The following is a 21,583-nucleotide window of genomic DNA, read 5'->3' as shown; positions in this document are numbered from 1 at the left end:
GAGGAATATGAAGAACAATGTCGCCTTAGAACAGAACCTGCTGTCGATCTTCGTATTTTTGTATGGGATTTTGCTATGGCCTTTTGAGAATGCAGCCACCATATTTGTAGTTCCAAGGCTGATCATTCTGGGATTATTTATAGCCATCTTGCCAGTCGTGAGGATGGCGAGTCAGAAAGATGCCCGTCTGTTAGACTTACCCAAAGCTCTCTTGGGGCAACCAAGATATGTGTTTTTCCTACTGGCATTCATCGCCTCAGTTGTACCGTCAGTGTTGCTCTCGCCAGATCCGGGCCACGCCTGGTTCGGCAGCCAGAATTTTCAGACAGGAGGCATGTTTATTATCCTGGCGAGCTTAACATTCTGGATTTACAGTACTGGGCCTAAGGTTCCAAGATTTGGACTGATCAGCCTCATCATTGTCCTTAATATCATAACCATAGTAGAGTATCTTGGTTTCAGGCCTTTGGACTTCGTTACCAGCGTCTTTCATCCCCTCTCGACTTCTTTCCCGGCAGCTACTGTCAGTCACCGTGGCCAGCTCGCGGGACTACTTTTATTGCTGGCTATACTTCCTCTCTACTGGTTCAAGGGCGACTATACAAATTGGAAATTTTTTGCCTTATTTGCTTTGGCAGTTGCAGGATTGGGATGCACTACCAATTCAACCGCCTTAATTGCGTTAGCTGTAACGATATGCATCCTTATCTTCACACAATTTAAATTACTGAGATGGAAGAGCCTGATCATCTTGATCATAGCTATTCTTTCCTATAACTCCTATCAATACTTGAAACCCGTTAATAATTATTTCCAGAATATAGGATGGGTTAGGGTAAAATCCGAAAGCAAAGATGCTGAAAACACCATAACTTTCTCTACTAGGCTATTATTATGGGAAGCAGCAACTAGAATGACACTAGCGCGTCCAGTCTTTGGCTGGGGGCCGCAAACTTATAACCAATACTGGTTTACGTATCTTCCAAAAGCCAAAGCAGATCAACTCTTTCGTCTGGAATTAGGATTAAAGCCCGGACAGAAGATGGTTAGGATGAATGATTCTGCTGCTTACAAGCTTCCTAATGGAAAAACGCAGCCAGTTGTCCTAAATTACCTTTCCTCGCACAGTGGGTATCTTGATCTTGCATACGGTCAGGGCTTGGTGGGAATTCTTCTCTTTCTGGCTCTAGCTATTTCCGTTCTCATTCATTTATACAAACTTTCGGGAAATTTCTTCATCTATGCCTTTTTACCTGTCTTGGCTTACGGAGTTTACCTCGCAGCATGGTTTATTACCGTCCCTGTAACGGGAATTGCAGTCATTGTTTTTGGAATGATCGTAAATAACGCAACACCGAAAACGTGCATCATAGAGCACAAGTCCTCAATTTCTCTCTCGGAGATACCAGTCTCGAAAAGGATACTATGAAGACCCATCCAGATCTTCCTATTAGGACGCCGGACGAAGTGCAGATTGAAGGTTTTACTCTCATAGAACTTCTGATCGTGATTGCCATCATTGGTATTCTTGCCAGTGTTCTGATCCCCGGTGTTCTGGCTGCCAATAAACGCTCTTACGATGTCAGCGCCCAGGCCTGCGGTAAAAGTCTCCAGACGGCGCAGGCCATCGCACAAGTGGACTTTAAGTCTTATTTGATGGTTGGCAGTGGAAGCAACCAGCTTAGTCGCTCAACAGATGGTGTTAATGCAGCCTGCGCCTTCTCCGATATGTTCGTCAAAGAGCGCAGCACTTCTGGCACTATTGTTTCCGACTACACCATTGATGTCTGGGATCGTCGCGGCGGCCATGTCTTCACCCTCTCACCAGCTGGCTTTTTCAAAGATGCACCCGGCGCAACCGCTTTCTCTAGCACTGGCGGGGGCGGTAGTAACCTTCCCTAACTTGCTCTTCTTCCGCTGACCTCAGCCTCGCTACTTTAGAGCGGGGCTTTTTCGTGGAGATTACCTCTCTCTTGCAGACTTCTCTTCACGCTCAATCCCTCAAACAGCAAAAACGGCTTCCTCCACCCCCACTCCCCACATTTGTTAACCTACACTCCATGCGCCCGCTTCCCGCTCTCCCACTGCTGCTACTGACGGCCTGCTCTGGCCAGATCAAAGACGTGCAGACGTTTTCGTACCTAGGCAACGAACTGCGGAGCGGCGTGATCGGCTATGACCGTTCGCCCCCAGCTGGTGGCCCCTACAGCCCACTGTGGCAGACCTGCGGCAGCTACAGCGCCCCGATTTATCCCGAATATGCGGTGCATAGCTTGGCACGCGGCGCAGTGTGGCTGACCTACTGGCCCACCCTCAGCCCCGCCGACCTCGGCAAACTCAAAGACGCCGTCAGCGCTCAGCCCAATACCCTGCTTTCACCGCTGGCCGATCAGCCTGCCGCCATCATGGCCACCGCTTGGAATGCTCAGCTCGGCGCCGACAGCGTGAGCGACAGCCGCCTGCGCCGCTTCGTGCAGGATTATGCCAATGCCAAAAGCGTGCCGGAAGCGGGCCAGCCCTGCACGGGCGGATACGGGGGAACCCAATGACCGAAACTCAGGCTAACTCTGCGCTCGAACAAGCCCGCACTTTACTGCAAGCTGCCAAGCGCGTGGCCGTCATCACCGGAGCGGGCATCAGCGCCGAGAGCGGCATCCCCACGTTCAGAGACGCCCAGACCGGCCACTGGGCCAGATTTCGCCCTGAAGACTTGGCCAGCCCCGAGGCGTACCAGCAAGATCCCGAAACAGTATGGGATTGGTACGCCGGACGGTACCGCGACGTGATGGCCGCCCAGCCCAATGCCGGTCATATGGCACTGGCCGAGTTGGAGCGGCGCAAGAGCAGCCATCCAGACGGCTTTTTACTGGCCACCCAGAATGTAGACGGCCTGCATCAGCGGGCGGGCAGCCGCCAACTGGTGGAACTGCACGGCAACCTGACCCACGCCCGCTGCGAAACGTGCCAGCACTTGGCAGCCCTTCCCGCGCCGGAAACGTTTGAGCCGCCGCCGATCTGCCTGAAGTGCGGCTCACGGATGCGCCCCAACGTAGTCTGGTTTAGCGAGTGGCTGCCGCCCGAAGCACTGGCCCGCGCTGAAAAGGCATTTGAAGCCGCAGACGTGGCCCTGGTGATCGGCACCAGCAGCTTGGTGCAGCCCGCCGCCGGTTTAGCGCTGCTGACGCTTGAAAACGGCGGCAGCATCATTGAAATCAACCCCGATGTCACGCCGCTGAGCGAGTGGGCCAGTGTCGTGCTGCGCCTGAAGGCCAGCCAAGCGCTGCCTGCTCTGTTGGAAGGCTAGGCATGAGCCAACCATTACGACCCCTAAAACTGCGCCCTTACGCACCCGCCGACTTGGCCGCCATCTATGACATCTGCTTACGCACAGCCGACGCGGGCGGTGATGGAGTAAAGCTTTACCAAGACCCTTGGGTGCTGGGACACCGCTACGCCGGGCCATACGCGGCGCTGGAGTCGGAGTTTTGCTTTGTGCTGGAGGACTCAGAGCGGGTAGAAGGCTACATTTTGGGCGTGCCTGACAGTGCCCGTTTTGCCCGTGAAAGCGAGGCCAAGTGGTTTTCGCTGCTGCGCCCGCTTTATCCTCTGCTGCCTGAAACCGACAAAAGTGAGGACGCGCAGGCCCGCCGCCTGATTCACGCGGGCTGCCCAGCGCCCAGCACGGCTTGGCTCAGCCAGTATCCGGCTCACCTGCACATTGACTTGCTGCCCAGCGCTCAGGGGCAGGGCTTGGGCCGCGCTCTGATGGAAGCGCTGTGGGCGGCTCTTCGGCGAGCGGGCGTGCCGGGCGTGCATCTGGGCGTCGGCGCAGGCAATCCCAGAGCACACGCCTTTTATCTTCACTTGGGCTTCACCGAGCTGGAGAAAGTCGAGGGCCGCTTTTGGACACTGGGCTACGACCTGCGCTAGAGCCCGCTTCGCTGCCTACAATTCCGACAAATCGGCGTTGAGTATCATCAGGCCGCGCACCGCGTCAGCCAGCGCCAAATGGCCGTTTGGCATGGCCACAATGTCCATCGGCTTGCCGAAGATGCGCTGCTGAGTGACTTTGAAGGTCTTTAAGTCCACCACGCTGACCATGCCGCCTCTATCAGTCAGGTAAGCTCTGTCCTTCATCACGCTGATTTTGTCGGGGTGGCCGCTCACCTTGAGGCTGCGCTCCACCTGACCTTGTAGGCCGAGTTCCAGCAAACGGCCCTGTACGTCCAGCGCCAAAACCTGACCCTCCCAACTTTGCAGGCCCACCGGAGCGCCGCCCACAGGGTAGACGGCCAGCACTTTTTCACCGTCGGGTGAGAGGGCAAAAATCTCTCCGGTGGTGTGCTGCGTGACCAAAATCCGCTCCGGCAGCGGCAGCACAGCGTCCATATAGTCGGCTTGAGGCATCTTGGTGGGTTTGGCAAGCTTATTGATGTAGCAGCTCGCGCCCTTAAAGATTCGCAGTTCGCCACTGGCCGCCGACTTGACATACACGCTGCCGTCTTTGACCGCCAACCCCGCCGCGCCGCCGGGAACCGGATAGGTGCGCTCGATTTTGCCGCTGGTCACGTTGAGCACCACCAATTGCTCGTTGGCGGCGTCCAGAAGATACGCTTTGCCGCCGCTATAGACGCCCTCGGTGTACCAAGCGGGGAGGGGCTGCTTGACGGCCACGCCGCTCAGCTTGCCATCAGCCCTGCGAATGACCAGCGGGGAGTTCATCGCCTCGCTGCGGGCCAAAATCAAGGTGCCGCCCGCATTAATGACCACATCGGCTTGCTTGACGCTCGGCTGAGCAGCAGGCCAGATGAGGAACGCTGCCAGCGCCGCTGCCGCGCTCAGGCCCGCCGCGAGGGAGAGTGTCCAGCGGCGTGAAAACGGTCGCGGCCGAGTGCGACTGGGCAGTGTTGGCCGAGCAGCAGGCTGAGACTGGGCAACCGGAGCTTGAGGCTGGGCACGGGCGCTCTCCAGAAGCCGCTCACGCGCCCCGCTCGGCATGGGCACGGCGGGCAAGGCTGTCAGCAAGCTGCCCAACACCTGCTGAAGTTCAGCCGCTTGACGGGCACAATCGGGGCAGCCCGTGAGGTGCTGGCGCACGGCCCTCGCGGTGTCGGCGTCGGCAATACCGATGAGAACGGCGTCCAGTTCATCTTGGCAGTCTTGGCACGCTCTTTTTCGCTCACTCATCGGCTTTCCACCTCCCCTCCCAGCTCAACATTTCCGGCGTCGTGTAGCCCTTGTTCGCTCAGCACGCCGCGCAGGCGTTCCAGCGCGTACTTGAGACGGCTTTTAACGGTGCCCACCGGCACTTGCATGGCCGCCGCGATTTCCTCACGGGTTTGCCCTCTGTAGTAGGCCCGCTCCACCGTCTCACGCTGGGGCGGCTTGAGACCCGAGAGCGCCGCTTGCACCCGCTCGGAGACTTGGCGCTGCTCGGTTTGCGTGAGCAAGTCCACCCGTTCGTCGGCCAGCGGCAGCGGTGTGCCTTCCTCGTCCTCCAAGGAAGTGTGAAAGCGCACGCCGCGCAGTTTGGAAATGGCCGCGTGGCGCACCACCGTCAGGATGAACGTGGAAAAGGCGGCCCGCTGCGGATCAAAGAGCTGAGGCTTTGCCCAGACTTTCAAAAACGAGTCATGAACGATTTCTTGCGCCGTCGCGCTTTCCTTGAGGATGTAGAGCGCCAAACCGTACGCGGCGGCGTGATAGCGGTCAAACAGTTCGCCCAGCGCCGCTTCGTCGCGCAGGGCAAAGCGGGCGATCAGCTCGGCGTCACTGGCGGCTGGACTGCTGATGACCGGACTACTGATGACTGGCCCCGCTTCGGCTCTGGCCGCATCATCGCTCCGCATGGGTTTCAAAGTATCACCACAATCGGCATTCCAGGCAGCAGCCCGCGCCACTCCCCGAGTGTTTGTCGCCAAGCTCAGCATCAGGCGTTCTCCTCACTTCAAGGTACGCACCGCCGCCAACAAAAGTTCAGAGTTAAAAGGCGCTGCTTGAGCCTTTCCCTTTCTCTGCCCCACGCCGAGCGGTGCCGCCTCAAAGAGAGTCACCCTGAACATTCGCAGCCTGACCACCTTACTTGCTTGCGTCGACTTCGCCCAAAGTAGTGCCCATCCCAGCGAAACCATGAAAGACAGCTCAGCGGGGATTTCAGCTTCCGCGGCGACACTGAAGTAAGTTCAGATCTGGTCAGGCGGCCCTCTCCCCCACCGTTTTCAGCTCAGTTCGTGGTACTCACCCCGGAAGTAAACCAGCGGGTCGTCGTCGGTGTAGCGGCTGTACTGCACTTCACCCAAGTACAAAGTGTGGTCGCCCGCGTCAATGGTGCGCTCTTTGCGGCAAACCAGTTGGGCCACCGCGCCGCCGATCAGCGGCAAGCCCTCGTGGTCAAACCAGATCACTGAAGCGCCCTGCGGCTTACCCGCGAAATGCTCGCTCAACGCCCGCTGCGAGGTGCTCAGCACGCTGACGCCGAACCGCTCGACCTCGGCCAGCGCGTCGTGCATACTGGCCCGCTTGTCTACGCTGACCAAAATCAGCGGCGGAGACAAGCTGACGCTGACAAAGGCGTTGGCGGTCATGCCGCGCTTTTCGCCCGCATGGAAGGCGGTGATGATGGTGACGCCGCTGGCAAAACGGCCCAGCGTTTGACGGAACTCGTGGGGAGGCAAAGTCATGCGCTGATGCTAGCGTCGCCTGAGCCTCCGACCAAATAAAGCTTGGCCAAAAGAAAAAGCCTGCCCCAGTTAAGGAGCAGGTCTTTTCGTTTTTAGATTGGCTTAAGCGGCGATTACCAGCGAATATCCGGCGCGGTCAGCACCTGCTCGGCGGGCAAGCTGGTCAGCAGTTGGTAGGTCAGCGTGTAACTGCCGGGAATCACGCGGGTCAGCAAGATGGTGTCGCCGTCTACACGCGGCGAGAGGTTGGCGAGGCTGGGGCCGCTCACCGACAGCGGGCCGCGCACCGCCGAGCCGCTGGTGGGCAAGGGATCGGTGATCTGGACATTATCGATGGTGCTGTCCGCCGTGATTTGCAGCGTGACCACGTAGCCCTGCGCGTTGGCCTCGATGCTCTTGGCTACGCCCGCCCGCGCACCCTGCTCCACGTTGCGGGTGATGTTGGCTCCGCCCGGACTGCGCACACGGGCCTGACCCGTTGTCCGCAGGCCAACCGGATCGAGCACCGCTTCGGCGCTGTCGGTGCGGCAAACCCGAACCGGCACTTTGAGACGCAGCGGATTGCCTGAAGACAAATCGCCGCGCAGGGTCAGCGGGTAATCGCTAGTCCAACCCGCCGGTAAGTTGAGGTTAAGGGTGCCGGGCAACTTGTAGGGAAAGTCGGTCTTGGCAGTGGCGGTGAGCTGGGCCACGTCGCAGGCTCCCAGCAAGTCGGGCGAGGTCAGCAGCGTGACTTCGGTGCGCGGGGTGTACTCGATGGTGACGCGCCCGGTGGTGCCGTCGACCACGCGGCCTACCGGCGGGTTGTTGACGCTGCTGCCGGCCAGTTGGGTGGGATCAATCGGGTAATCGCCGGGTCGCAGCGGCATGGTGATGGGCGTGCTGTAGGTCTTACCGGCCAGGTTGAAGGGAATGCCGGTCAGCGGAATGCGCTGGCTGCCGTAAATCGCCACCGAATCGACGGCCAAAGCCCCTTCCGGCGGGCGGGCCACGAAGCGCAACTTCACGTCGCCGGGCGTGTAGCGGAGTTCGGTGGGCGACACCACATTGCCGCTGCCCTGCAAGACAGTGGCGCTGACCGGCACGTAGCCGTTGGGCAACACCGGGCGCACCGAGTTGTCTTTGGCTTCGATGTAGCTGGCACCCGGAATCGGCTTGCCTTGCGGGTCGACCACATCGACGAGCAGTTTGTAAGGCGGCCGTGCCACGAAGCGCAGCTTGACGTTGCCGGGGGTGTAGCGCAGCTCGGTGGACGAAATCACGTTGCCGGTGCCCTGCAAGACGGTGGCGCTGACCGGAACATAGCCGCTCGGCAAGGTTGGGCGCACGGTGTTGTCGTTGCTGAGGGTGTAACTCGCCCCCGGAATCGGATTGCCCTGCGGGTCAACCACGTCCACGAGCAGTTGGTTGCTGATTTTGGCGGTGGTGGGCGGCGTAAAGCCACCGACCCGCGCCGTGATCGGCTTGTCGTCGAGTCTGAAGCTGTAGGTCACAGCGTTGGAATACTGCTTGGTGGTGGGCAGCACCTTGATATAGACCGCCCACTCGCCCACCAACGCGGCGGTGATCGGGAACTTGACTGTGGCATATTTGCCGTTGTCGCTGCTCGGCAAATCCACGCGCTTGTTGCCGGGCTCGACCACCCAGTTTTGGGCTTCTTTGGGGCCGTCGATGTCGTAGTTGGTGACGCTCAGCGTTTTGCCGACCCAGTCGGAGGGCACGGTCAGGCGGGCCACCAGCAAATCGCTTTGTTCGGTGTCGCGGGCGTTGACCGTGAAGTCGCTGGTTTCCAGAGTGAAAGGAGTGGACACCCGCAGCGCGAAGCTGTTCTTGCCGTCGCCGCTGCTGTTGACCTTGAGGTTGTACGTTCCGGCGGGCAGGCCCGAGGCCCACAAACTTTCCCAGGTGTGCTCACGGTTCATGCCGAAGCTGCGCTCAAACACGGTGCCGCTTGTCCCACTGAGGGTGAAGGTGGTGGAGAACTGGATATTTTTTCCGTACAGCTCATCGCCGAAGTAGCCCTGAGCCTTGGTTTTGCGGCCATCGGCATAATCCGAGAGGTTGAGGGTCGGGCTGTAGACTTCCAGACCAATCGGCTTGTAGGCGTCTTGGGGAGAAACCCGGATGACGTAAGTTTCAATGTCAATCGGCCATTTTTCGCCCACCGAGGCCAGCGGCAGCACCCCGCCGGTCTGGGCCAGTGCTGCGGGAGCGCCCAGGGTCGCCAGCGAGAGGGCCGCGCCCAGCAGGAGAGCAGCGGAAGGAAGGCGGGTTTTCTTGACCGTATTGTGGAGCGTATTTTGTTCAGACATGCAGTCTCCGTGAAGCCGACTTTTCAGCGCTTGGACAGGCTTGGGTGGGGTGCGGAATAACGTACTCGGCACAAGAATACACGCCCCGCCCGCTTGGTGCCGCCGCCTGCTCTATCTTGAGGACATGTTGGCCCGCTCTCAAGCCCAGATTTCGCTGTCCGCTCTGCGGCAAAATGCCCAACTTCTCTCGCGCCGAGCCGCAGTGCGGCTGATTGCCCCCGTCAAGGCCAACGCTTACGGCCACGGCCTAGAACTGGTGGTGCGGGCGCTGGAAGACTTGCCGGAGGTGTGGGGCTTTGCGGTGGCCATGCCGCGTGAAGCGCAGGCGTTGGCAGCGCTCAGGCCCAGCAAACCGGTGCTGCTGCTGACCCCCGCCGCACCGCAAGAGTTTGCCGAACTCGCCGACTTGGGCGTGCGGCTGAACATCAGCACCGCCGAGGAAGTCGCCGCCTTGCCGAAAAATGCCAAAGTGCATTTAAAGGTCGAAACCGGCATGAACCGCAACGGCGCGAGGCCGATTGAAGCCGTCAGGCTCGGTCAGCAGCTCACTGATCTGGGAATGCTGGAAGGCGTCTACACCCACTTCGCCCGCGCCGACGAACCCGACCTCGGCCCCACCCGTCAGCAGCTCGAAGTCTTTCAGACGGTCTTGGCACAGCTTCCGTCCTCGGTCAGTGGCGCTCCGCTGCTGGCCCACGCGGCCAACGGCGGCGGTGTGCTGGGCCTCGGTCAGGTGGAGGGGCTGAGCCTCGCCCGTCCGGGGCTGGCGCTCTACGGCTACGCGCCGGAGCATCTGCACGGTTTGTGGCCGCTGCGGCCTGCGATGCGCCTGATGGCCCGCGTCGGCTCGGTGCACCGCGTCTATGCGGGCGAAACCATCGGTTACGGCGGGCTGTACACGGCGGAGCGCGACCAAGACGTTGCCACCGTGCAATTTGGCTACGCCGACGGCTATCCGCGCAACGCCACCCTCAAAGCGCAGTGTGTGGTGGCGGGTCAGGTGCGCCCAGTGCGGGGCCGCATCTGTATGGATCAGTTCATGCTGGATGTCAGCGGCCTGAGTGTGAAGGTGGGCGACTGGGTGGAAGTCTGGGGCAACGGGCCGGTGACGCTGGGCGACGTGGCGGCGTGGGGCGACACCGTGGACTATGAAGTGCTGACCGGGCTGGGCGAGCGGGTGGAGCGGGTGTCGGCAGAGTAGACGCACACTGACGTCTTGAAGGGTCGTTGGTTTCGGTTCGGTTTGTTGGATTGTATTTGCCCGTCGCTCAGCGGGAGGGTGTTGTCATCGTTGTTCCCCACCCCCCAGCGGGCAGGCGTCCTCATGGGCGTCCGTTCTGCCCAAGAAGCCCCCTCCCCGTTGGGAAGGGGGAGCTAGTCGCTGCGCTCGGCACTGTGTCTTCGCGGCGTTTCTGCTGGCTCCTTCCTCCTACGTTCTCCACGGCTGGCTACTCGTTTACGTTTTGGCCGCTGCGGTTCGTATCTGCCCAGCTTATGAACTGGGCAGCTGAAGGTTAATTTCAAAAGCGTACGCATTTTATCCCTCGCCCCCTGTGGGAGAGAGAGGGAGCCGCATGCGGAAGGGTGAGAGGGCCACCATGCACCAAACCCGCCATACACAGCCAAAATCACCTCAAGACGGCAACTCCACTTCCCCCGCCGCCAGCAAGTCAGCCAGCGTGGTAAAGCCCTCCAAGCGCGGCCAGGTCGGCAAAAAAGCCTGGGTGGCCGTCACTTCGTTGGGCACCACCACCACCCGCACGCCTGCCGCTGCCGCCGCTGTCGCGCCGTTGAAGCTGTCTTCTATGGCCAGACACTGCTCAGGGCGCAGGCCCAGTTGTGTGACTGCCAGCGTGTACAGCTCGGGGCTGGGCTTGACCTGAGTCACGTCGTAGCGGGTGGCCATCACTTCAAAAAAGCCGAGGAGGCCGTGCTGCTCCAGCCAGCGGCTGACCCAGACTTTGTCGCTGCTGGTCGCCAGAGCCAGCCGGAGGCCCACCGCCCGCGCTTCTTCCAGCACGCCCAGCACACCGGGGCGCAACTCGGAGACGGTGATGTCGGCAGTGATCTGGTCGTGCAGCTCGGCGTGGACTTCGCTGCGGCGCACCTGCACGGCGTCGGGGAGGCCCAGCCAAGGATCGAAAGCGTCCCAGGTGCCCACACCCTGCTGCCAGTCACGGAGCGCCAGCTCACGCCCGTGCTGGCGGTAGAGCGCTTCCCAGCGGCGAAATTCAAGGGTTTCGGTATCGAGGATGGTGCCGTCGAAATCAAAGATCAGGGCTTGGATGGTGGGAGCTGGAGCGGTCATGCTTCCAGTGTAAGAGCTTTCAGCTCTCCATCTCCCCCATCGCTTTCAGCACGTTTTGCATGTGGGTGTCCAAATCCACGCCGAGTTCCTGTGCGCCCTGCGTGACCTCCTCACGGTTGACGCCGCCCGCGAACGCTTTGTTTTTGAAACGCTTTTTGAGACTGGAGAGTTCGACCTTGCTCACGTCTTTGTCGGGGCGCACCAGTGCGGCGGCCTGCACCAAGCCGGTCAGCTCGTCTACGGCAAACAGCGTCTGGGCCAATTTGGTTTCACGCGCCACCCCGCTGTAAGTCGCGTGGCCGAGAATGGCCGTCAGCACCTCTTCACTGAGTTCAGTGTTGGAGCGCAAATACTCCACGCCCCAAAACGGATGCTGCTCCGGGTGGAGTTCGTAATCGAAGTCGTGCAGCAGACCAGTCACGGCGTACGTTTCTTCGTCTTCATTCCAGATGCGAGCATAAAAGCGCATGGCCGCTTCCACATTCAGCATATGCCGCTGCAAAGATTCGGAGGGGGTGTGCTGGAGCATCAGGGCGTAGGCTTGGTTGCGCTGCATAAAAGCAAAGATAGCAAGCAGCAAGCTATCCTTTTCCCATGACCCACTTCTCCCCTGCCGACCCCAGCCCCCACGCGCTGGGCTTTGCCATGCCGCCGGAATGGGCACCCCACGCCGCCACCTGGCTGGGCTGGCCCGCTGACGACGAGCTTTGGTTTGGCCATCTGGCCGGAGTGCGCAGCGAATTCGCGGAACTCATCAAAACCATTGCCCGCTTTGAACCGGTTCAGCTGATTGTGCGTGACGAGGAAAGCGAACGAGACGCCCGTTTGAGGCTGGAGGATGCCAATGTCACCTACCACCGCCAAGCCCTAGACGACGTATGGCTGCGCGACAGCGGCCCGATTTTCGTCAGGCGCGGCCAGCAAGTCGGCCTGATCAATTGGCGCTTCAACGCTTGGGGCGGCAAATTTGAATTTGAAAACGACAACCAAGTACCGGAATATGTGGCGGGAGCGCTCGGCATGGCGCACTGGGACAGGCCCGAGGTGCTGGAAGGCGGCGGCCTGGAAGTCAACGGCGCGGGCGTGGGCCTGACCACCCGTTCGTGCTTTTTGACGGATACCCGCAACCCTGATTTGACCGAAGCGGGGTACGCGGCGCTGCTGCAACAGACGCTGGGCTTAGAAAAATTGCTGTGGCTCGGCGGCGGCCTGGAAAACGACCACACCGACGGCCACATCGACACCATCACCCGCTTTGTGAGTGAAACCACTCTCGTGACCAGCGTGGAGAGCGACCCTGACGACGCCAACTTTGCCCCGATGCAGCGCAATCTAGCTGCCCTGCGCGAGATGACCGACGCGAGCGGCCAGCCTTTCACAGTCGTGGAGTTGCCGCTGCCCGCCGCCCGCTTGGAAGGCGCAGAAGGCCGGCTGCCGCCCACCTACGCCAACTTTTATATCGGCAACGGCTTTGTGGTGGTGCCGCAGTACCACGACGCCAACGACAAAAAAGCTTTGGAGGTGCTGAGGCCGCTTTTTCCGGGCCGCCAAGTCATCGGCCTGCCCAGCCGCCAACTTATCGAGGGCGGCGGCTCGTTTCACTGCGTCACTCAGCAGCAGCCAGCGGGCGAGGTGTGGAGGGGCAAGGAGGTTGAGCTGTCCTAAATACGGCCAGACTGCCGTTTCGGAATTCCTCGTTTTGGGCAAAGCGGCGTCTTGACCAGAGAAGCGCCGATGACGACGCTTGGCCGCACCTCTTTGGGCCTGCCCGCTCCGCCCGGTTTATCTCAAGATGAGCGCTGTTTTCCTTAGCTTCCCACCCCCGCCACTTCGGCCGCCGTTCCGGCCAGCAGCAAGGTGTCGGTGCTCAGCAAGACTTCCTGCGGACGAGCACGCAGAGCTTGGTTGTTCCGCCAAATCGCCACCACCAGCGCTCCGCTGTCTTGGCCGAACTGCTCGATGGTTTTGCCCACGTAACTGCTCGGCACCGCACCCTCGCGCACTGCGAAGTGGCCGGAATCAAGGTCGCTGTTCAGGAAGCGGGCCAAGTGCGGCGCGATCATCAAGCGGGCGATTCGGTTGCCGCTGAGCTGATAAGGGTTGACCACTTCGCTGGCCCCCGCCCGGCGCATTTTGCGGGCCGCACTTTCATCACTGGCCCGCGCAATGATTTTGAGTTCTGGCACCAAGCCCCTGGCTGAGAGCACCACATACAAATTGGCCGGATCAGAATGGATGACGCTGACCAGAGCGCCGGCCCGTTCAACGCCTGCCCGCTTGAGCACTTCCTCGTCGGTGGCGTCACCGCCCAGCACCTGCAACCCGTGCGCCGACGCGTAGGCCAAGCGCTCCGCGTCGGTGTCGATCACCACCACGCTGCGGCCCGCTTCCTTGAGGGCGGCGCAGACCGCTTCACCGACTTGGCCGTAACCGCACACCAACGTATGACCCCTGAGCATGTTCAATCGCCGCTCCTTTCTGCGCCGCGCCCTTTGCGGATCGACCACGCCGCGCAGCGCACTTTCGGCCAAGACGGTCAGCAAATACAGCATCAGCCCGATGCCCACCACCATCAAAACATCAGTGAAGTACTCGCCTGGGCGGCTGAGTGGATGCACTTCATTGAAGCCCACGGTGGTCAGCACCATCAGCGTCATGTACACGCTGTCTGACCAGTTCCAGCCTTCCAGCCAGTAGTAGCCCGACGCGCCGCCACCGATGAGGGTCAGCAGCACCAACACCAACCAGATCGGGCGCACGCTGGACATACACCTAAGTATGAAGGGTTGGCAAGCTTGCCTTCTTGCGGCGGGTTTGAGCTACCCTCAAAGCATGTCCATTCCCGCTGCGCCAACGCCTTCAACCGTCAATCTGGCCGTTATTCAAATGCACGTCACCGACCAACTCGCCGACAACCTGACGCGGGCCGAGCAGCATGTCAGAGACGCCGCCGGGGCAGGCGCGAACGTCATTTTGCTGCCGGAATTGTTTGAAAGCCTGTACTTTTGCCAAGTGGAGCGCGAAGACTACTTTGCTCTGGCGCGTCCGGTGGAGGGTCACCCCTTTTTGGGCCGCTTTCAAAATCTGGCCGCCGCACTCGGCGTGGTGTTGCCGATCAGCTTTTTTGAAGCGGCGGGCCAGACCCATTACAACTCGCTGGCCTGCATTGACGCGGACGGCAAAATGCTCGGCGTCTACCGCAAAGCCCACATTCCTGACGGTCCAGGCTACGAAGAAAAATACTATTTCACGCCCGGCGACACCGGCTTCAAGGTCTGGCCGACCCGGTACGGGCGCATTGGCGCGGGCATCTGCTGGGATCAGTGGTATCCCGAATCGGCGCGGGCCATGCTGCTGCTCGGCGCTGACTTTTTGCTGTACCCCACCGCCATCGGCTCAGAACCTGAGGGCGTGGAAAGCCCCAACAGCCACGCCATGTGGCAGCGGGCCATGCAGGGCCACGCGGTCAGCAACTCCAGCTATGTCGGCGCGGCCAACCGCATCGGCGCTGAAGTGGTGGCGGGGCTGACCCAGACCTATTACGGGCACAGTTTTATTAGTGATTACACCGGCGAATTGGTGGCCGAATTTGGGAGCGCCGAGGAAGGAGCGCTGATTCACCCGATGAACTTGCAAGAAGCCCGCAAATTTCGGGCAGGCATGGGCTTTTTTCGGGATCGCCGGCCCGAACTCTACGGCCCACTGCTGACCATGGACGGCGTGACGCGGCGGGGCTGAGCCATGCCCCAACTCCAGCACCAACTTCAGCCCCAGCGCCCACTTTTGAGCGCCCTCAGCGGCGCTAGAGTAAAGCGGCCATGACGCGCTTGCTGCTCCTCACCTCTGCCGGCCTCGCGCTTCTGAGCGCCTGTGCGCCGATGGCCAGCATCAGTCCAGTGGTGTACCAGCCGCCGGGTTTGGCCGAGCAACTGCGCTTTACCCAGCGCCCGGTGGGCAGCCCCGACGTGCTGATCTTCGGCATTTCGGGGCGCTGCGGCCCGCCTTGCCAAGCGCCGCAGGACAACTGGGATTACCTCGGTGAGCGCGGCACGCTGGCGACCATTGCCAAGGTCTTCGAGCAGCGCGGCCTCAAGACCGAAGTTCACGGGTACGCCGAGCGCATCACCGCCGATTTCACCTCGCGCCGCTCCAAGTTGCCCCAGCGCGGCGTCCTCGATTTGCTCAGCGACTACCAGCGGCTGATCAAAGCGTATGTCACGGGCCGCAGCAACCCGGCCCGCATCGTGTTGGTGGGCCACTCGCACGGCGCGGTGTGGGCCCACTACCTGAGCACCCTATTTGGGCAGGTGCCGATCGCCGCCCTGATTGATTTGGACGCCAACTGCGCGGCCTGGAACGTAGACCACAGCCCCGAACTGTTGGCGGCCCAATCGGCGGTCTGGGGCAACGACCCCCAGCGCTCACCGCTGCTGGCCTGCAACAGCGTGCTGGTGAACGGCAAAACCGTGCGTCTCAAAGACACCGTCTGGCCCAATGTGGCGGTGAATCTGGAAGTGCAGAGCAAACGGTGGCCTGCCAGCAGCGGCACGACGCCCGGCCTTTACGTCAACTACCTGTTTGAGCTGACGCCCAACCAGCGCTTGGACGGCAGCAAGAGCGGCATCAAGACCTTTGTCTCGGCGCGTGAAGACCACAGCGGCGTGTCTTATGCCAAAAGTCAGGCGATTGGCTGGGTGGCTCAGCAGCTCGAAACGCTGCCCTGGCTGACCCAGCAGACTGCCATGCCCGCTTCGCCTTGAAATAAATAAAGCAAGCTCAGGGCAGCTTCTTCAACTCGAATTGCCATTCGAATGACCGGCCCCAAGGAAAAGAAGCCTCGGTCAGGGTGTAGCGCTGGGCAAATTGCAGCGGGAAATCCTTTTGGGCCAGTGCCAGCGCCACCTGCGAGGCTTTGGCACTGCTCAGCTCGGCTTCGGGCAGGGCTTTGCGAATTTGCGGGCGGAGCTGAGCGCTGTAGATCACGTCGTTGGTGTACTCGCGGGCCAGCAGCGCGTCTTGCTTGATCGGGTCAGCGCCGTGCAGCACCAGCTTGGCGTGGGCCAGCGCCGAGCCGAGGTTGTTGCCGGGCGTGCCCCACGCGGCCAGCGCGGCCAAATTCTCCGGGCGGCGCAGGGTGGTGAGGTCACTCCACAGCCCCGGATTGCCCTGATTGACCGCGTTGACATCCACCACCGCCACCTTGCCCCGCCGCAGCAGCGCCGAAACCCGCAGCGCCGCTGTGCGCGAGTCGCCGCCGTTGTAGACATATAACGTCAGCAGCGCACTCTCCCCCGCCGCTACCAAAGTAAAGCCGGTGGCCTGAGCGTGCAGGGCCACGCTGCGCGACAGGGCAATCCCCTCGTATTTGATGACCGCGTCCGCCTTTGCGGGGTCGCTGTACTCCACTTTGACGCGGGCGGCTTCCGGCGCGAGGGCGCGAGCCACCAAGCTGCTCAGCACCTCGTCCGCGCCCGGATAAACCAGCACGTTGGCGGGCGCGGTTTTGGCGAGTTCCGCGCCTTCTTGCGGTGCGGGCGAGCCGGGCAGGGCGTCGTCCCAGGTGATGTGCAACTCCCTAAAGGTGCCGTCGGCGGCCCAGCTCAGCATCTCGCGTGCCACTGCCAGATTCCGCGCCCGGTCGGTGGCGTCGGGCGAGCGCGGCAGGGTGATAAAGGCGTAGATCGGCTGCTTCTCGGCGGCTTTGGTTTTCAGGACTGCAAGCCGCGCCAGGGCAGCGTCCACGCTGATGGGCGAGGTGCGCGACTGCACCAGCCCGCCGTAAGCTAGCGCGTCCAGCGAGACGATCAGCGGCAGGTCTTGCGGTGTGGTCTGGGCGGCCAGCCACGCCTGAAGGGGGGCTTCGGCTGCTCCCTGCTTCAGTGCGCCGAGCAGCCACTGGGGAGCCAGCCGCACGTCGGGGCTGACGAGTCCGGCGATGTCGGCAGGCAAGGTGGAAGTGGCCGGGCGCGAGTCGAGCGGCAGCAGAATCTGGGCCTGGGCAGCAGGAAGCAGCAGCACAGCGGAGGCGAGCAGGCGGTGGGAAAAGCGGGACGTCATGCGTTTAAGCTAGCGAAGAAAAGTGAGGAAAGCGGTCAGGGAGAAGAGCCAGCGGTCAGTTTTTGAGCCACGCCTTCTTCAGCAGCGGATAAGGATTGATGGCCCCGCCGCTTTGGTAAATCCCGTAATGCAGGTGCGGCGGCGTGCCTTTGGCGTTGCCACTGTCGCCGACGTAGCCCACCACTGCGCCCGCCTTGACCCAGTCGCCGCGCTTCAAATTGGGATAGCGCTCCAGGTGCGCGTAGTAATGTCTCGCGCCGCTTGGCCCCAGAATCATCACCGTTCGGCCTCCCAGACGGTCGGGCCCGACGTTCAAAACCATTCCCTCAGTGGTCGCCACGATCTCCGTACCGCGCGGCGCGAAGATGTCCACGCCCTCGTGTCTGCGCCCCTCTGAGCGGGCACCCCCCCAGGTATCGGCGAAGCGCACCCCCGGCAGTGGCAGCGGCAAACTGCTCGGCGTGGGCACGGGAGCCGACAGCAGCGCCGCGTACCGCTGGGCATTCTGGATGAAGGGCCAGGCCAGATAAGTGCCGCCCGCAAGCAGGATAAGAGTCAGGAGCCAGCCGAATAAACGGCGCATAGAGCTGTATTTTCAGGCTTACGGGTGAGGACGGCTTGAGCGGCGGACGCAAATTAACCGGGCCTTTCGTCTGCGGATTATGAAAACAAGCTATCTCATAGGGCGTGACGAATCTCAGCACCAACGATTCCACGACAGGGCGCAGTTCGTTCGCCGTCGGGGGCCGCGAGGCGTCGCGCACCACGCCGAGCACGGAAAGGAAAGTTATGATGAGCCATGACCTCCAGCACCCTCGATGTTCGCGGCGCACCTTTCTTGAGTGGGCCGGGCTGGGCTTCCTGAGCCTGCCCGCTGCCAGTTCGCTGCAAAGTTCAGCGAAAGCCGCACAACGCAACCCCGCGCCCTCAGTCGCCGCGCCCAAAATTATGCTGATTCGCCATGCCGAGAAACCCAACGCTGATGTCGGCAGCCCGCTGGGCATCACCGCTGCAGGTCAGCCCGATCCCAAATCGCTGACGGTGCGCGGCTGGCAGCGGGCCGGAGCGCTGGCGCAACTGTTCAGCCAGGCTCCACTGCTGGGTGAGCCTCACTTCAGCGCCTTAGCGCAGCCGACCCGGCTCTTCGCCTCGGCAATAGGTCAGGGCAGCACCAGCCAGCGCCCCGCCGAAACGCTGATGCCGCTGGCCGAGCGCCTGAGCCTCACGCTTGAGCAGCCGTACCTCAAAACCCAGACCGACTTGCTCGGCCAGATGCTCGGCGCAGCGGCGCGGAAGGGCGGCGCTCAGGGGGCCGTGCTGGTGGCCTGGGAACATGCCCTGATTTCCGAGATGGTACAGGCCATCACCGGGCAGCCTGATTTGATTCCAGCTCAGTGGCCCGACCAGCGCTTCGATCTGATCTGGGTGCTGGACTGGCAGGGGGGCAGCCAGTACTTTAGCTTGACGCAGGTGGATCAGCGGCTATTGGCGGGCGACATCGGACTTTAAGGAATTGGCCGCTCAATAACGCGCAGGCCGTTCGAGCGCCGAGCCGCCGCCTGCCCATCCATCGGCCACTAGAAAATCGATTTCGTTGACCCGATTTTGTGTTATCTTCACTTCACCGACAATCCACACGCCTTGATCACCCTCTTCTGTCCCGCGCTTTGCAGGTGAATTCTTGAGTCAACCTTCTTACGCCGCCGAATTCAAATCCATCACCAAGTCGTTTGGCCCCGTCGAGGTGCTGCACGGTGTCAGCTTTGGCATCTTGGCGGGCGAGGTGCAGGCACTGATCGGCGAGAACGGCGCGGGCAAGTCCACCCTGATGAAAATTCTGGGTGGCTACCAGCCCCCGACTTCCGGTGAACTGATCATCGCCGGGCAGCCCGCCACGCTGCACAGCAGCCGCGACGCCGAGGCAAGGGGCGTGGTGCTGATTCACCAGGAATTCAACCTCGCCGACGATCTGACGGTGGCGCAAAACATCTTTCTGGGGCGCGAGATCGGCGGAGCGCTGCTCAACGACGCGGCCATGAACCGTGAAGCGGGCGCGGCGCTCCTCCGGCTGGGCGTCACGCTCGATCCTCGCTCACGGGTGCGCAACCTCAGCGTGCCGCAAAAGCAACTCGTCGAAATCGCCAAGGCGCTGGCGCGTCAGGCCCGCGTGCTGATCATGGACGAGCCGACGGCAGCCCTGACCGTGCGCGAAACGGAAGTGCTGTTCGGGCTGATTCGCCAGCTCCGCAGCGAGGGCGTGACCATCCTCTACATCAGCCACAAGCTGGAGGAAGTCAAAGCGCTGGCCGACACCGTGACGGTTCTGCGTGACGGCGCGGTGGTCCAGACTGGCCCAGCCGCCGAACTGACCCCGCACCAGATGGCCAATTTGATGGTCGGACGTGAGCTGGAGGATATGTTTCCGGTCAAGGGGCAGCCGACTGGTCAGGAACTGCTGCACGTCGAAGACCTGAGCGTGCCGGGCTGGGCGCGGGGCATCACCTTTACCTTGCGGGCGGGCGAGGTGTTGGGCCTGGCGGGGCTGGTCGGATCGGGCCGCACCGAGCTGTTCGAGGGGCTGCTGGGGTTGCGCCCGCGCACGCTGGGCAAAGTCCGCATCGCCGGAAAGGCCGTGCGCCTCAACTCTCCCCAGGATGCCGCCCGCGCCGGATTGGTCTACCTCTCCGAGGACCGCAAGGGCAAGGGCCTGCTGGTGGATTTCAAGTTGCGGCCCAACCTGACCCTGATGACGCTGGAACACTACGCCCACCCGCTGCTCAACGTCAAAGCCGAGCAAGTGGCGCTGACCAAAGCGGTGGGGGACTACGGCATCCGCAGCGGGCGGCTGGATGTTCCGGCCAGCGCCCTGTCGGGCGGCAATCAGCAAAAGCTGGCGCTGGCCCGCATTCTGGAAGTCAACCCGCAGGTGATCGTGCTGGACGAACCGACGCGGGGCGTGGACGTGGGAGCCAAGCGCGAGATTTATCTGCTGATTCACCAACTGGCGGCCAGTGGCAAAGGAGTGATCGTGGTGTCAAGCGAACTGGCCGAGCTGCTGGGCCTGTGCCAGCGCCTGCTGGTGGTGCGGGAAGGCCAGATCGTGGGTGAACTCAGCGGAGCCGAGATGAACGAACAGGAAGTCATTCAGTACGCCACCGGCCTCAAGGTCGCTTCGGCCCAACCCGCCCACAGGGAGAGCGCGTGACCACCAAACCCAGCGATATTCAAACCTCACCCCGCCCTTCAATCCTCAGCCGGATCGGTTCGCTGGGGCCGCTGCTGGGCCTGGCGGCGCTGATGATCGTGGCGACCCTGCTCAACTCTGACTTTCTGACCCTCGCCAATCTGTCCAACGTGCTGACCCGCGCCGCCTTTATCGGCATCATCGCGGTGGGAGCCACCTTCGTGATCATCTCCGGCGGCATTGACCTTTCAGTGGGTTCAATGGCTGCGCTGATCGCCGGGTCGATGATCCTGGTCATGAACGCCATCAGTCCTAGCCTCGGCTCGGTGGGCATCATCCTCATCGGGATGCTGTGCGCCCTGCTGATCGGCGCGGGCGCGGGGCTGCTGCACGGCACGGTCATTACCAAAGGCCGGATCGAGCCGTTTATCGTGACGCTGGGCACGCTGGGCATCTTCCGCTCGGTGCTGACGTACCTCTCGCAGGGCGGCAGCATCTCGCTGAACAACACCCTCAGCGACGCGTACAGCCCGGTGTTTTACGGCAAGCTGCTGGGCATTCCCATTCCGATTCTGGTGTTCGCCGCCGTCGCGCTGCTGGGCGGACTGATTCTCAACCGCACCCGCTATGGCCGCTACGTACAGGCCACCGGCAGCAACGAGCAGGTGGCCCGCTACGCCGCCGTCAATGTCACGCAGGTCAAGATCATCACTTACGTGATTCAGGGCGTCTGCGTGGCGCTGGCCACCCTGCTGTATGTGCCGCGCCTCGGCAGCGCCAGCCCCAGCACCGGCCTGCTGTGGGAGCTGGAAGCCATCGCCGCCGTCATTATCGGCGGAACGGCCCTCAAAGGCGGCTCGGGGCGCATCTGGGGTACGGTGGTCGGGGCGATTTTGCTGGTCACCATTGAAAATGTCCTGAACCTCACGTCCATCATCAGCGTGTACCTGAACGCCGCTGTGCAGGGCGTGGTCATCATCATCGTGGCGTTCATGCAGCGGGGGAAACGGACGTGAGGGGGCTGCCGCAGGGTTTGCCACCT

Annotated in this window: 21 protein-coding genes; 12 read left to right on the top strand and 9 right to left on the bottom strand. The window is 61.7% G+C overall.

Annotated features, from left to right (window positions below):
* Nucleotides 1–7: 7 nt before the first annotated feature.
* The 5 genes from EHF33_RS11400 (at nt 8) to EHF33_RS11380 (ending at nt 3,930) form a co-directional block, all read left to right on the top strand.
* Complete coding sequence (locus EHF33_RS11400; protein ID WP_164473462.1) at nt 8–1,429, top strand: O-antigen ligase family protein; 1,422 nt, start codon at nt 8–10, stop codon at nt 1,427–1,429.
* The gene (locus tag EHF33_RS11395) at nt 1,426–1,902 is read left to right on the top strand and encodes a type II secretion system protein (RefSeq protein ID WP_124871496.1); all 477 of its coding nucleotides are present in this window, start codon (nt 1,426–1,428) and stop codon (nt 1,900–1,902) included. The genes EHF33_RS11400 and EHF33_RS11395 overlap by 4 nt, the downstream gene beginning before the upstream one ends.
* Before the next feature lie 158 nt (nt 1,903–2,060).
* On the top strand, nt 2,061–2,549 hold the full coding sequence (locus EHF33_RS11390; RefSeq protein WP_124871494.1) for a DUF3105 domain-containing protein: 489 nt from the start codon (nt 2,061–2,063) through the stop codon (nt 2,547–2,549).
* Entirely contained in the window at nt 2,546–3,304 is a 759-nt protein-coding gene (locus EHF33_RS11385; RefSeq protein ID WP_124871491.1) for an SIR2 family NAD-dependent protein deacylase, read from the top strand. Before EHF33_RS11390 ends, EHF33_RS11385 begins: the two co-directional genes overlap by 4 nt.
* Nucleotides 3,305–3,306: 2 nt before the next feature.
* Complete coding sequence (locus EHF33_RS11380; RefSeq protein WP_124871489.1) at nt 3,307–3,930, top strand: GNAT family N-acetyltransferase; 624 nt, start codon at nt 3,307–3,309, stop codon at nt 3,928–3,930.
* A 15-nt stretch (nt 3,931–3,945) separates the two neighbouring features.
* On the opposite strand, the gene EHF33_RS11375 is transcribed toward EHF33_RS11380, so the two are convergent.
* The 4 genes from EHF33_RS11375 to EHF33_RS21330 all read right to left on the bottom strand — a co-directional run bounded on the left by EHF33_RS11375 (nt 3,946) and on the right by EHF33_RS21330 (nt 8,992).
* Nucleotides 3,946–5,187, bottom strand: coding sequence for a zf-HC2 domain-containing protein (locus EHF33_RS11375; RefSeq protein ID WP_124871486.1), 1,242 nt, complete (start codon nt 5,185–5,187; stop codon nt 3,946–3,948).
* Nucleotides 5,184–5,849, bottom strand: coding sequence for an RNA polymerase sigma factor (locus EHF33_RS11370; RefSeq protein WP_164473461.1), 666 nt, complete (start codon nt 5,847–5,849; stop codon nt 5,184–5,186). Before EHF33_RS11370 ends, EHF33_RS11375 begins: the two co-directional genes overlap by 4 nt.
* Nucleotides 5,850–6,218: 369 nt before the next feature.
* On the bottom strand, nt 6,219–6,680 hold the full coding sequence (locus tag EHF33_RS11365; protein ID WP_124871480.1) for a flavin reductase family protein: 462 nt from the start codon (nt 6,678–6,680) through the stop codon (nt 6,219–6,221).
* Nucleotides 6,681–6,793: 113 nt separating this feature from the next.
* Nucleotides 6,794–8,992 carry a hypothetical protein gene (locus EHF33_RS21330; protein WP_206431583.1) on the bottom strand — a complete coding sequence of 733 codons (2,199 nt, stop codon included), beginning with the start codon at nt 8,990–8,992 and terminating at the stop codon, nt 6,794–6,796.
* Between the two features lie 124 nt (nt 8,993–9,116).
* On the opposite strand from EHF33_RS21330, the gene alr reads away from it, so the two are divergent.
* Nucleotides 9,117–10,193 (top strand): alanine racemase, encoded by a 1,077-nt coding sequence (gene alr, locus EHF33_RS11355; protein ID WP_124871477.1) that lies wholly within the window; start codon nt 9,117–9,119, stop codon nt 10,191–10,193.
* 432 nt (nt 10,194–10,625) lie between these two features.
* On the opposite strand, the gene EHF33_RS11350 is transcribed toward alr, so the two are convergent.
* Both EHF33_RS11350 and EHF33_RS11345 read right to left on the bottom strand, forming a co-directional pair.
* Nucleotides 10,626–11,300, bottom strand: coding sequence for an HAD-IA family hydrolase (locus EHF33_RS11350; RefSeq protein WP_124871475.1), 675 nt, complete (start codon nt 11,298–11,300; stop codon nt 10,626–10,628).
* Nucleotides 11,301–11,319: 19 nt separating this feature from the next.
* On the bottom strand, nt 11,320–11,856 hold the full coding sequence (locus EHF33_RS11345) for an HD domain-containing protein (RefSeq protein ID WP_124871472.1): 537 nt from the start codon (nt 11,854–11,856) through the stop codon (nt 11,320–11,322).
* A 38-nt stretch (nt 11,857–11,894) separates the two neighbouring features.
* Between EHF33_RS11345 and EHF33_RS11340 the strand changes: the two genes are divergently transcribed.
* Entirely contained in the window at nt 11,895–12,965 is a 1,071-nt protein-coding gene (locus EHF33_RS11340) for an agmatine deiminase family protein (RefSeq protein WP_124871469.1), read from the top strand.
* A 143-nt stretch (nt 12,966–13,108) separates the two neighbouring features.
* Here the strand turns inward: EHF33_RS11340 and EHF33_RS11335 are convergent, their stop codons facing one another.
* Nucleotides 13,109–14,068 (bottom strand): potassium channel family protein, encoded by a 960-nt coding sequence (locus EHF33_RS11335; RefSeq protein WP_124871467.1) that lies wholly within the window; start codon nt 14,066–14,068, stop codon nt 13,109–13,111.
* Between the two features lie 64 nt (nt 14,069–14,132).
* On the opposite strand from EHF33_RS11335, the gene aguB reads away from it, so the two are divergent.
* Both aguB and EHF33_RS11325 read left to right on the top strand, forming a co-directional pair.
* On the top strand, nt 14,133–15,038 hold the full coding sequence (gene aguB / locus EHF33_RS11330) for an N-carbamoylputrescine amidase (RefSeq protein WP_124871464.1): 906 nt from the start codon (nt 14,133–14,135) through the stop codon (nt 15,036–15,038).
* 80 nt (nt 15,039–15,118) lie between these two features.
* On the top strand, nt 15,119–16,060 hold the full coding sequence (locus EHF33_RS11325) for a hypothetical protein (protein WP_124871461.1): 942 nt from the start codon (nt 15,119–15,121) through the stop codon (nt 16,058–16,060).
* Between the two features lie 16 nt (nt 16,061–16,076).
* Here EHF33_RS11325 and EHF33_RS11320 read toward each other — a convergent pair whose 3' ends face one another.
* On the bottom strand, nt 16,077–17,357 hold the full coding sequence (locus EHF33_RS11320; RefSeq protein WP_124871458.1) for a DUF4127 family protein: 1,281 nt from the start codon (nt 17,355–17,357) through the stop codon (nt 16,077–16,079).
* A gap of 55 nt (nt 17,358–17,412) precedes the next feature.
* Nucleotides 17,413–17,940, bottom strand: a complete 528-nt coding sequence (locus tag EHF33_RS11315; RefSeq protein ID WP_124871455.1) for a M23 family metallopeptidase — start codon at nt 17,938–17,940, stop codon at nt 17,413–17,415.
* Nucleotides 17,941–18,044: 104 nt separating this feature from the next.
* On the opposite strand from EHF33_RS11315, the gene EHF33_RS11310 reads away from it, so the two are divergent.
* From EHF33_RS11310 to EHF33_RS11300, 3 genes are all read left to right on the top strand, one after another.
* On the top strand, nt 18,045–18,866 hold the full coding sequence (locus EHF33_RS11310; protein WP_124871452.1) for a hypothetical protein: 822 nt from the start codon (nt 18,045–18,047) through the stop codon (nt 18,864–18,866).
* A gap of 172 nt (nt 18,867–19,038) precedes the next feature.
* Entirely contained in the window at nt 19,039–20,562 is a 1,524-nt protein-coding gene (locus EHF33_RS11305; protein ID WP_124871449.1) for a sugar ABC transporter ATP-binding protein, read from the top strand.
* Nucleotides 20,559–21,557, top strand: a complete 999-nt coding sequence (locus tag EHF33_RS11300) for an ABC transporter permease (RefSeq protein ID WP_206431582.1) — start codon at nt 20,559–20,561, stop codon at nt 21,555–21,557. Before EHF33_RS11305 ends, EHF33_RS11300 begins: the two co-directional genes overlap by 4 nt.
* The last annotated feature ends 26 nt before the right edge of the window (nt 21,558–21,583 follow it).

Origin of the sequence: Deinococcus psychrotolerans, from assembly GCF_003860465.1 — a bacterium.
Lineage (GTDB): Bacteria > Deinococcota > Deinococci > Deinococcales > Deinococcaceae > Deinococcus > Deinococcus psychrotolerans.
The sequence above is the reverse complement of the archived record's forward strand: the minus strand, read 5'-3'. Positions and strand labels throughout refer to the sequence as shown.

Coding starts and splice junctions, on each gene's coding strand:
- EHF33_RS11320 (WP_124871458.1), bottom strand. CDS start 17,357: ATGACGTCCCGCTTTTCCCACCGCCTGCTCGCCTCCGCTGTGCTGCTG.
- EHF33_RS11395 (WP_124871496.1), top strand. CDS start 1,426: ATGAAGACCCATCCAGATCTTCCTATTAGGACGCCGGACGAAGTGCAG.
- EHF33_RS11365 (WP_124871480.1), bottom strand. CDS start 6,680: ATGACTTTGCCTCCCCACGAGTTCCGTCAAACGCTGGGCCGTTTTGCC.
- EHF33_RS11400 (WP_164473462.1), top strand. CDS start 8: ATGAAGAACAATGTCGCCTTAGAACAGAACCTGCTGTCGATCTTCGTA.
- EHF33_RS11315 (WP_124871455.1), bottom strand. CDS start 17,940: ATGCGCCGTTTATTCGGCTGGCTCCTGACTCTTATCCTGCTTGCGGGC.
- EHF33_RS11390 (WP_124871494.1), top strand. CDS start 2,061: ATGCGCCCGCTTCCCGCTCTCCCACTGCTGCTACTGACGGCCTGCTCT.
- aguB (WP_124871464.1), top strand. CDS start 14,133: ATGTCCATTCCCGCTGCGCCAACGCCTTCAACCGTCAATCTGGCCGTT.
- EHF33_RS11375 (WP_124871486.1), bottom strand. CDS start 5,187: ATGAGTGAGCGAAAAAGAGCGTGCCAAGACTGCCAAGATGAACTGGAC.
- EHF33_RS21330 (WP_206431583.1), bottom strand. CDS start 8,992: ATGTCTGAACAAAATACGCTCCACAATACGGTCAAGAAAACCCGCCTT.
- EHF33_RS11385 (WP_124871491.1), top strand. CDS start 2,546: ATGACCGAAACTCAGGCTAACTCTGCGCTCGAACAAGCCCGCACTTTA.
- EHF33_RS11350 (WP_124871475.1), bottom strand. CDS start 11,300: ATGACCGCTCCAGCTCCCACCATCCAAGCCCTGATCTTTGATTTCGAC.
- EHF33_RS11325 (WP_124871461.1), top strand. CDS start 15,119: ATGACGCGCTTGCTGCTCCTCACCTCTGCCGGCCTCGCGCTTCTGAGC.
- EHF33_RS11380 (WP_124871489.1), top strand. CDS start 3,307: ATGAGCCAACCATTACGACCCCTAAAACTGCGCCCTTACGCACCCGCC.
- alr (WP_124871477.1), top strand. CDS start 9,117: ATGTTGGCCCGCTCTCAAGCCCAGATTTCGCTGTCCGCTCTGCGGCAA.
- EHF33_RS11335 (WP_124871467.1), bottom strand. CDS start 14,068: ATGTCCAGCGTGCGCCCGATCTGGTTGGTGTTGGTGCTGCTGACCCTC.
- EHF33_RS11345 (WP_124871472.1), bottom strand. CDS start 11,856: ATGCAGCGCAACCAAGCCTACGCCCTGATGCTCCAGCACACCCCCTCC.
- EHF33_RS11370 (WP_164473461.1), bottom strand. CDS start 5,849: ATGCGGAGCGATGATGCGGCCAGAGCCGAAGCGGGGCCAGTCATCAGT.
- EHF33_RS11340 (WP_124871469.1), top strand. CDS start 11,895: ATGACCCACTTCTCCCCTGCCGACCCCAGCCCCCACGCGCTGGGCTTT.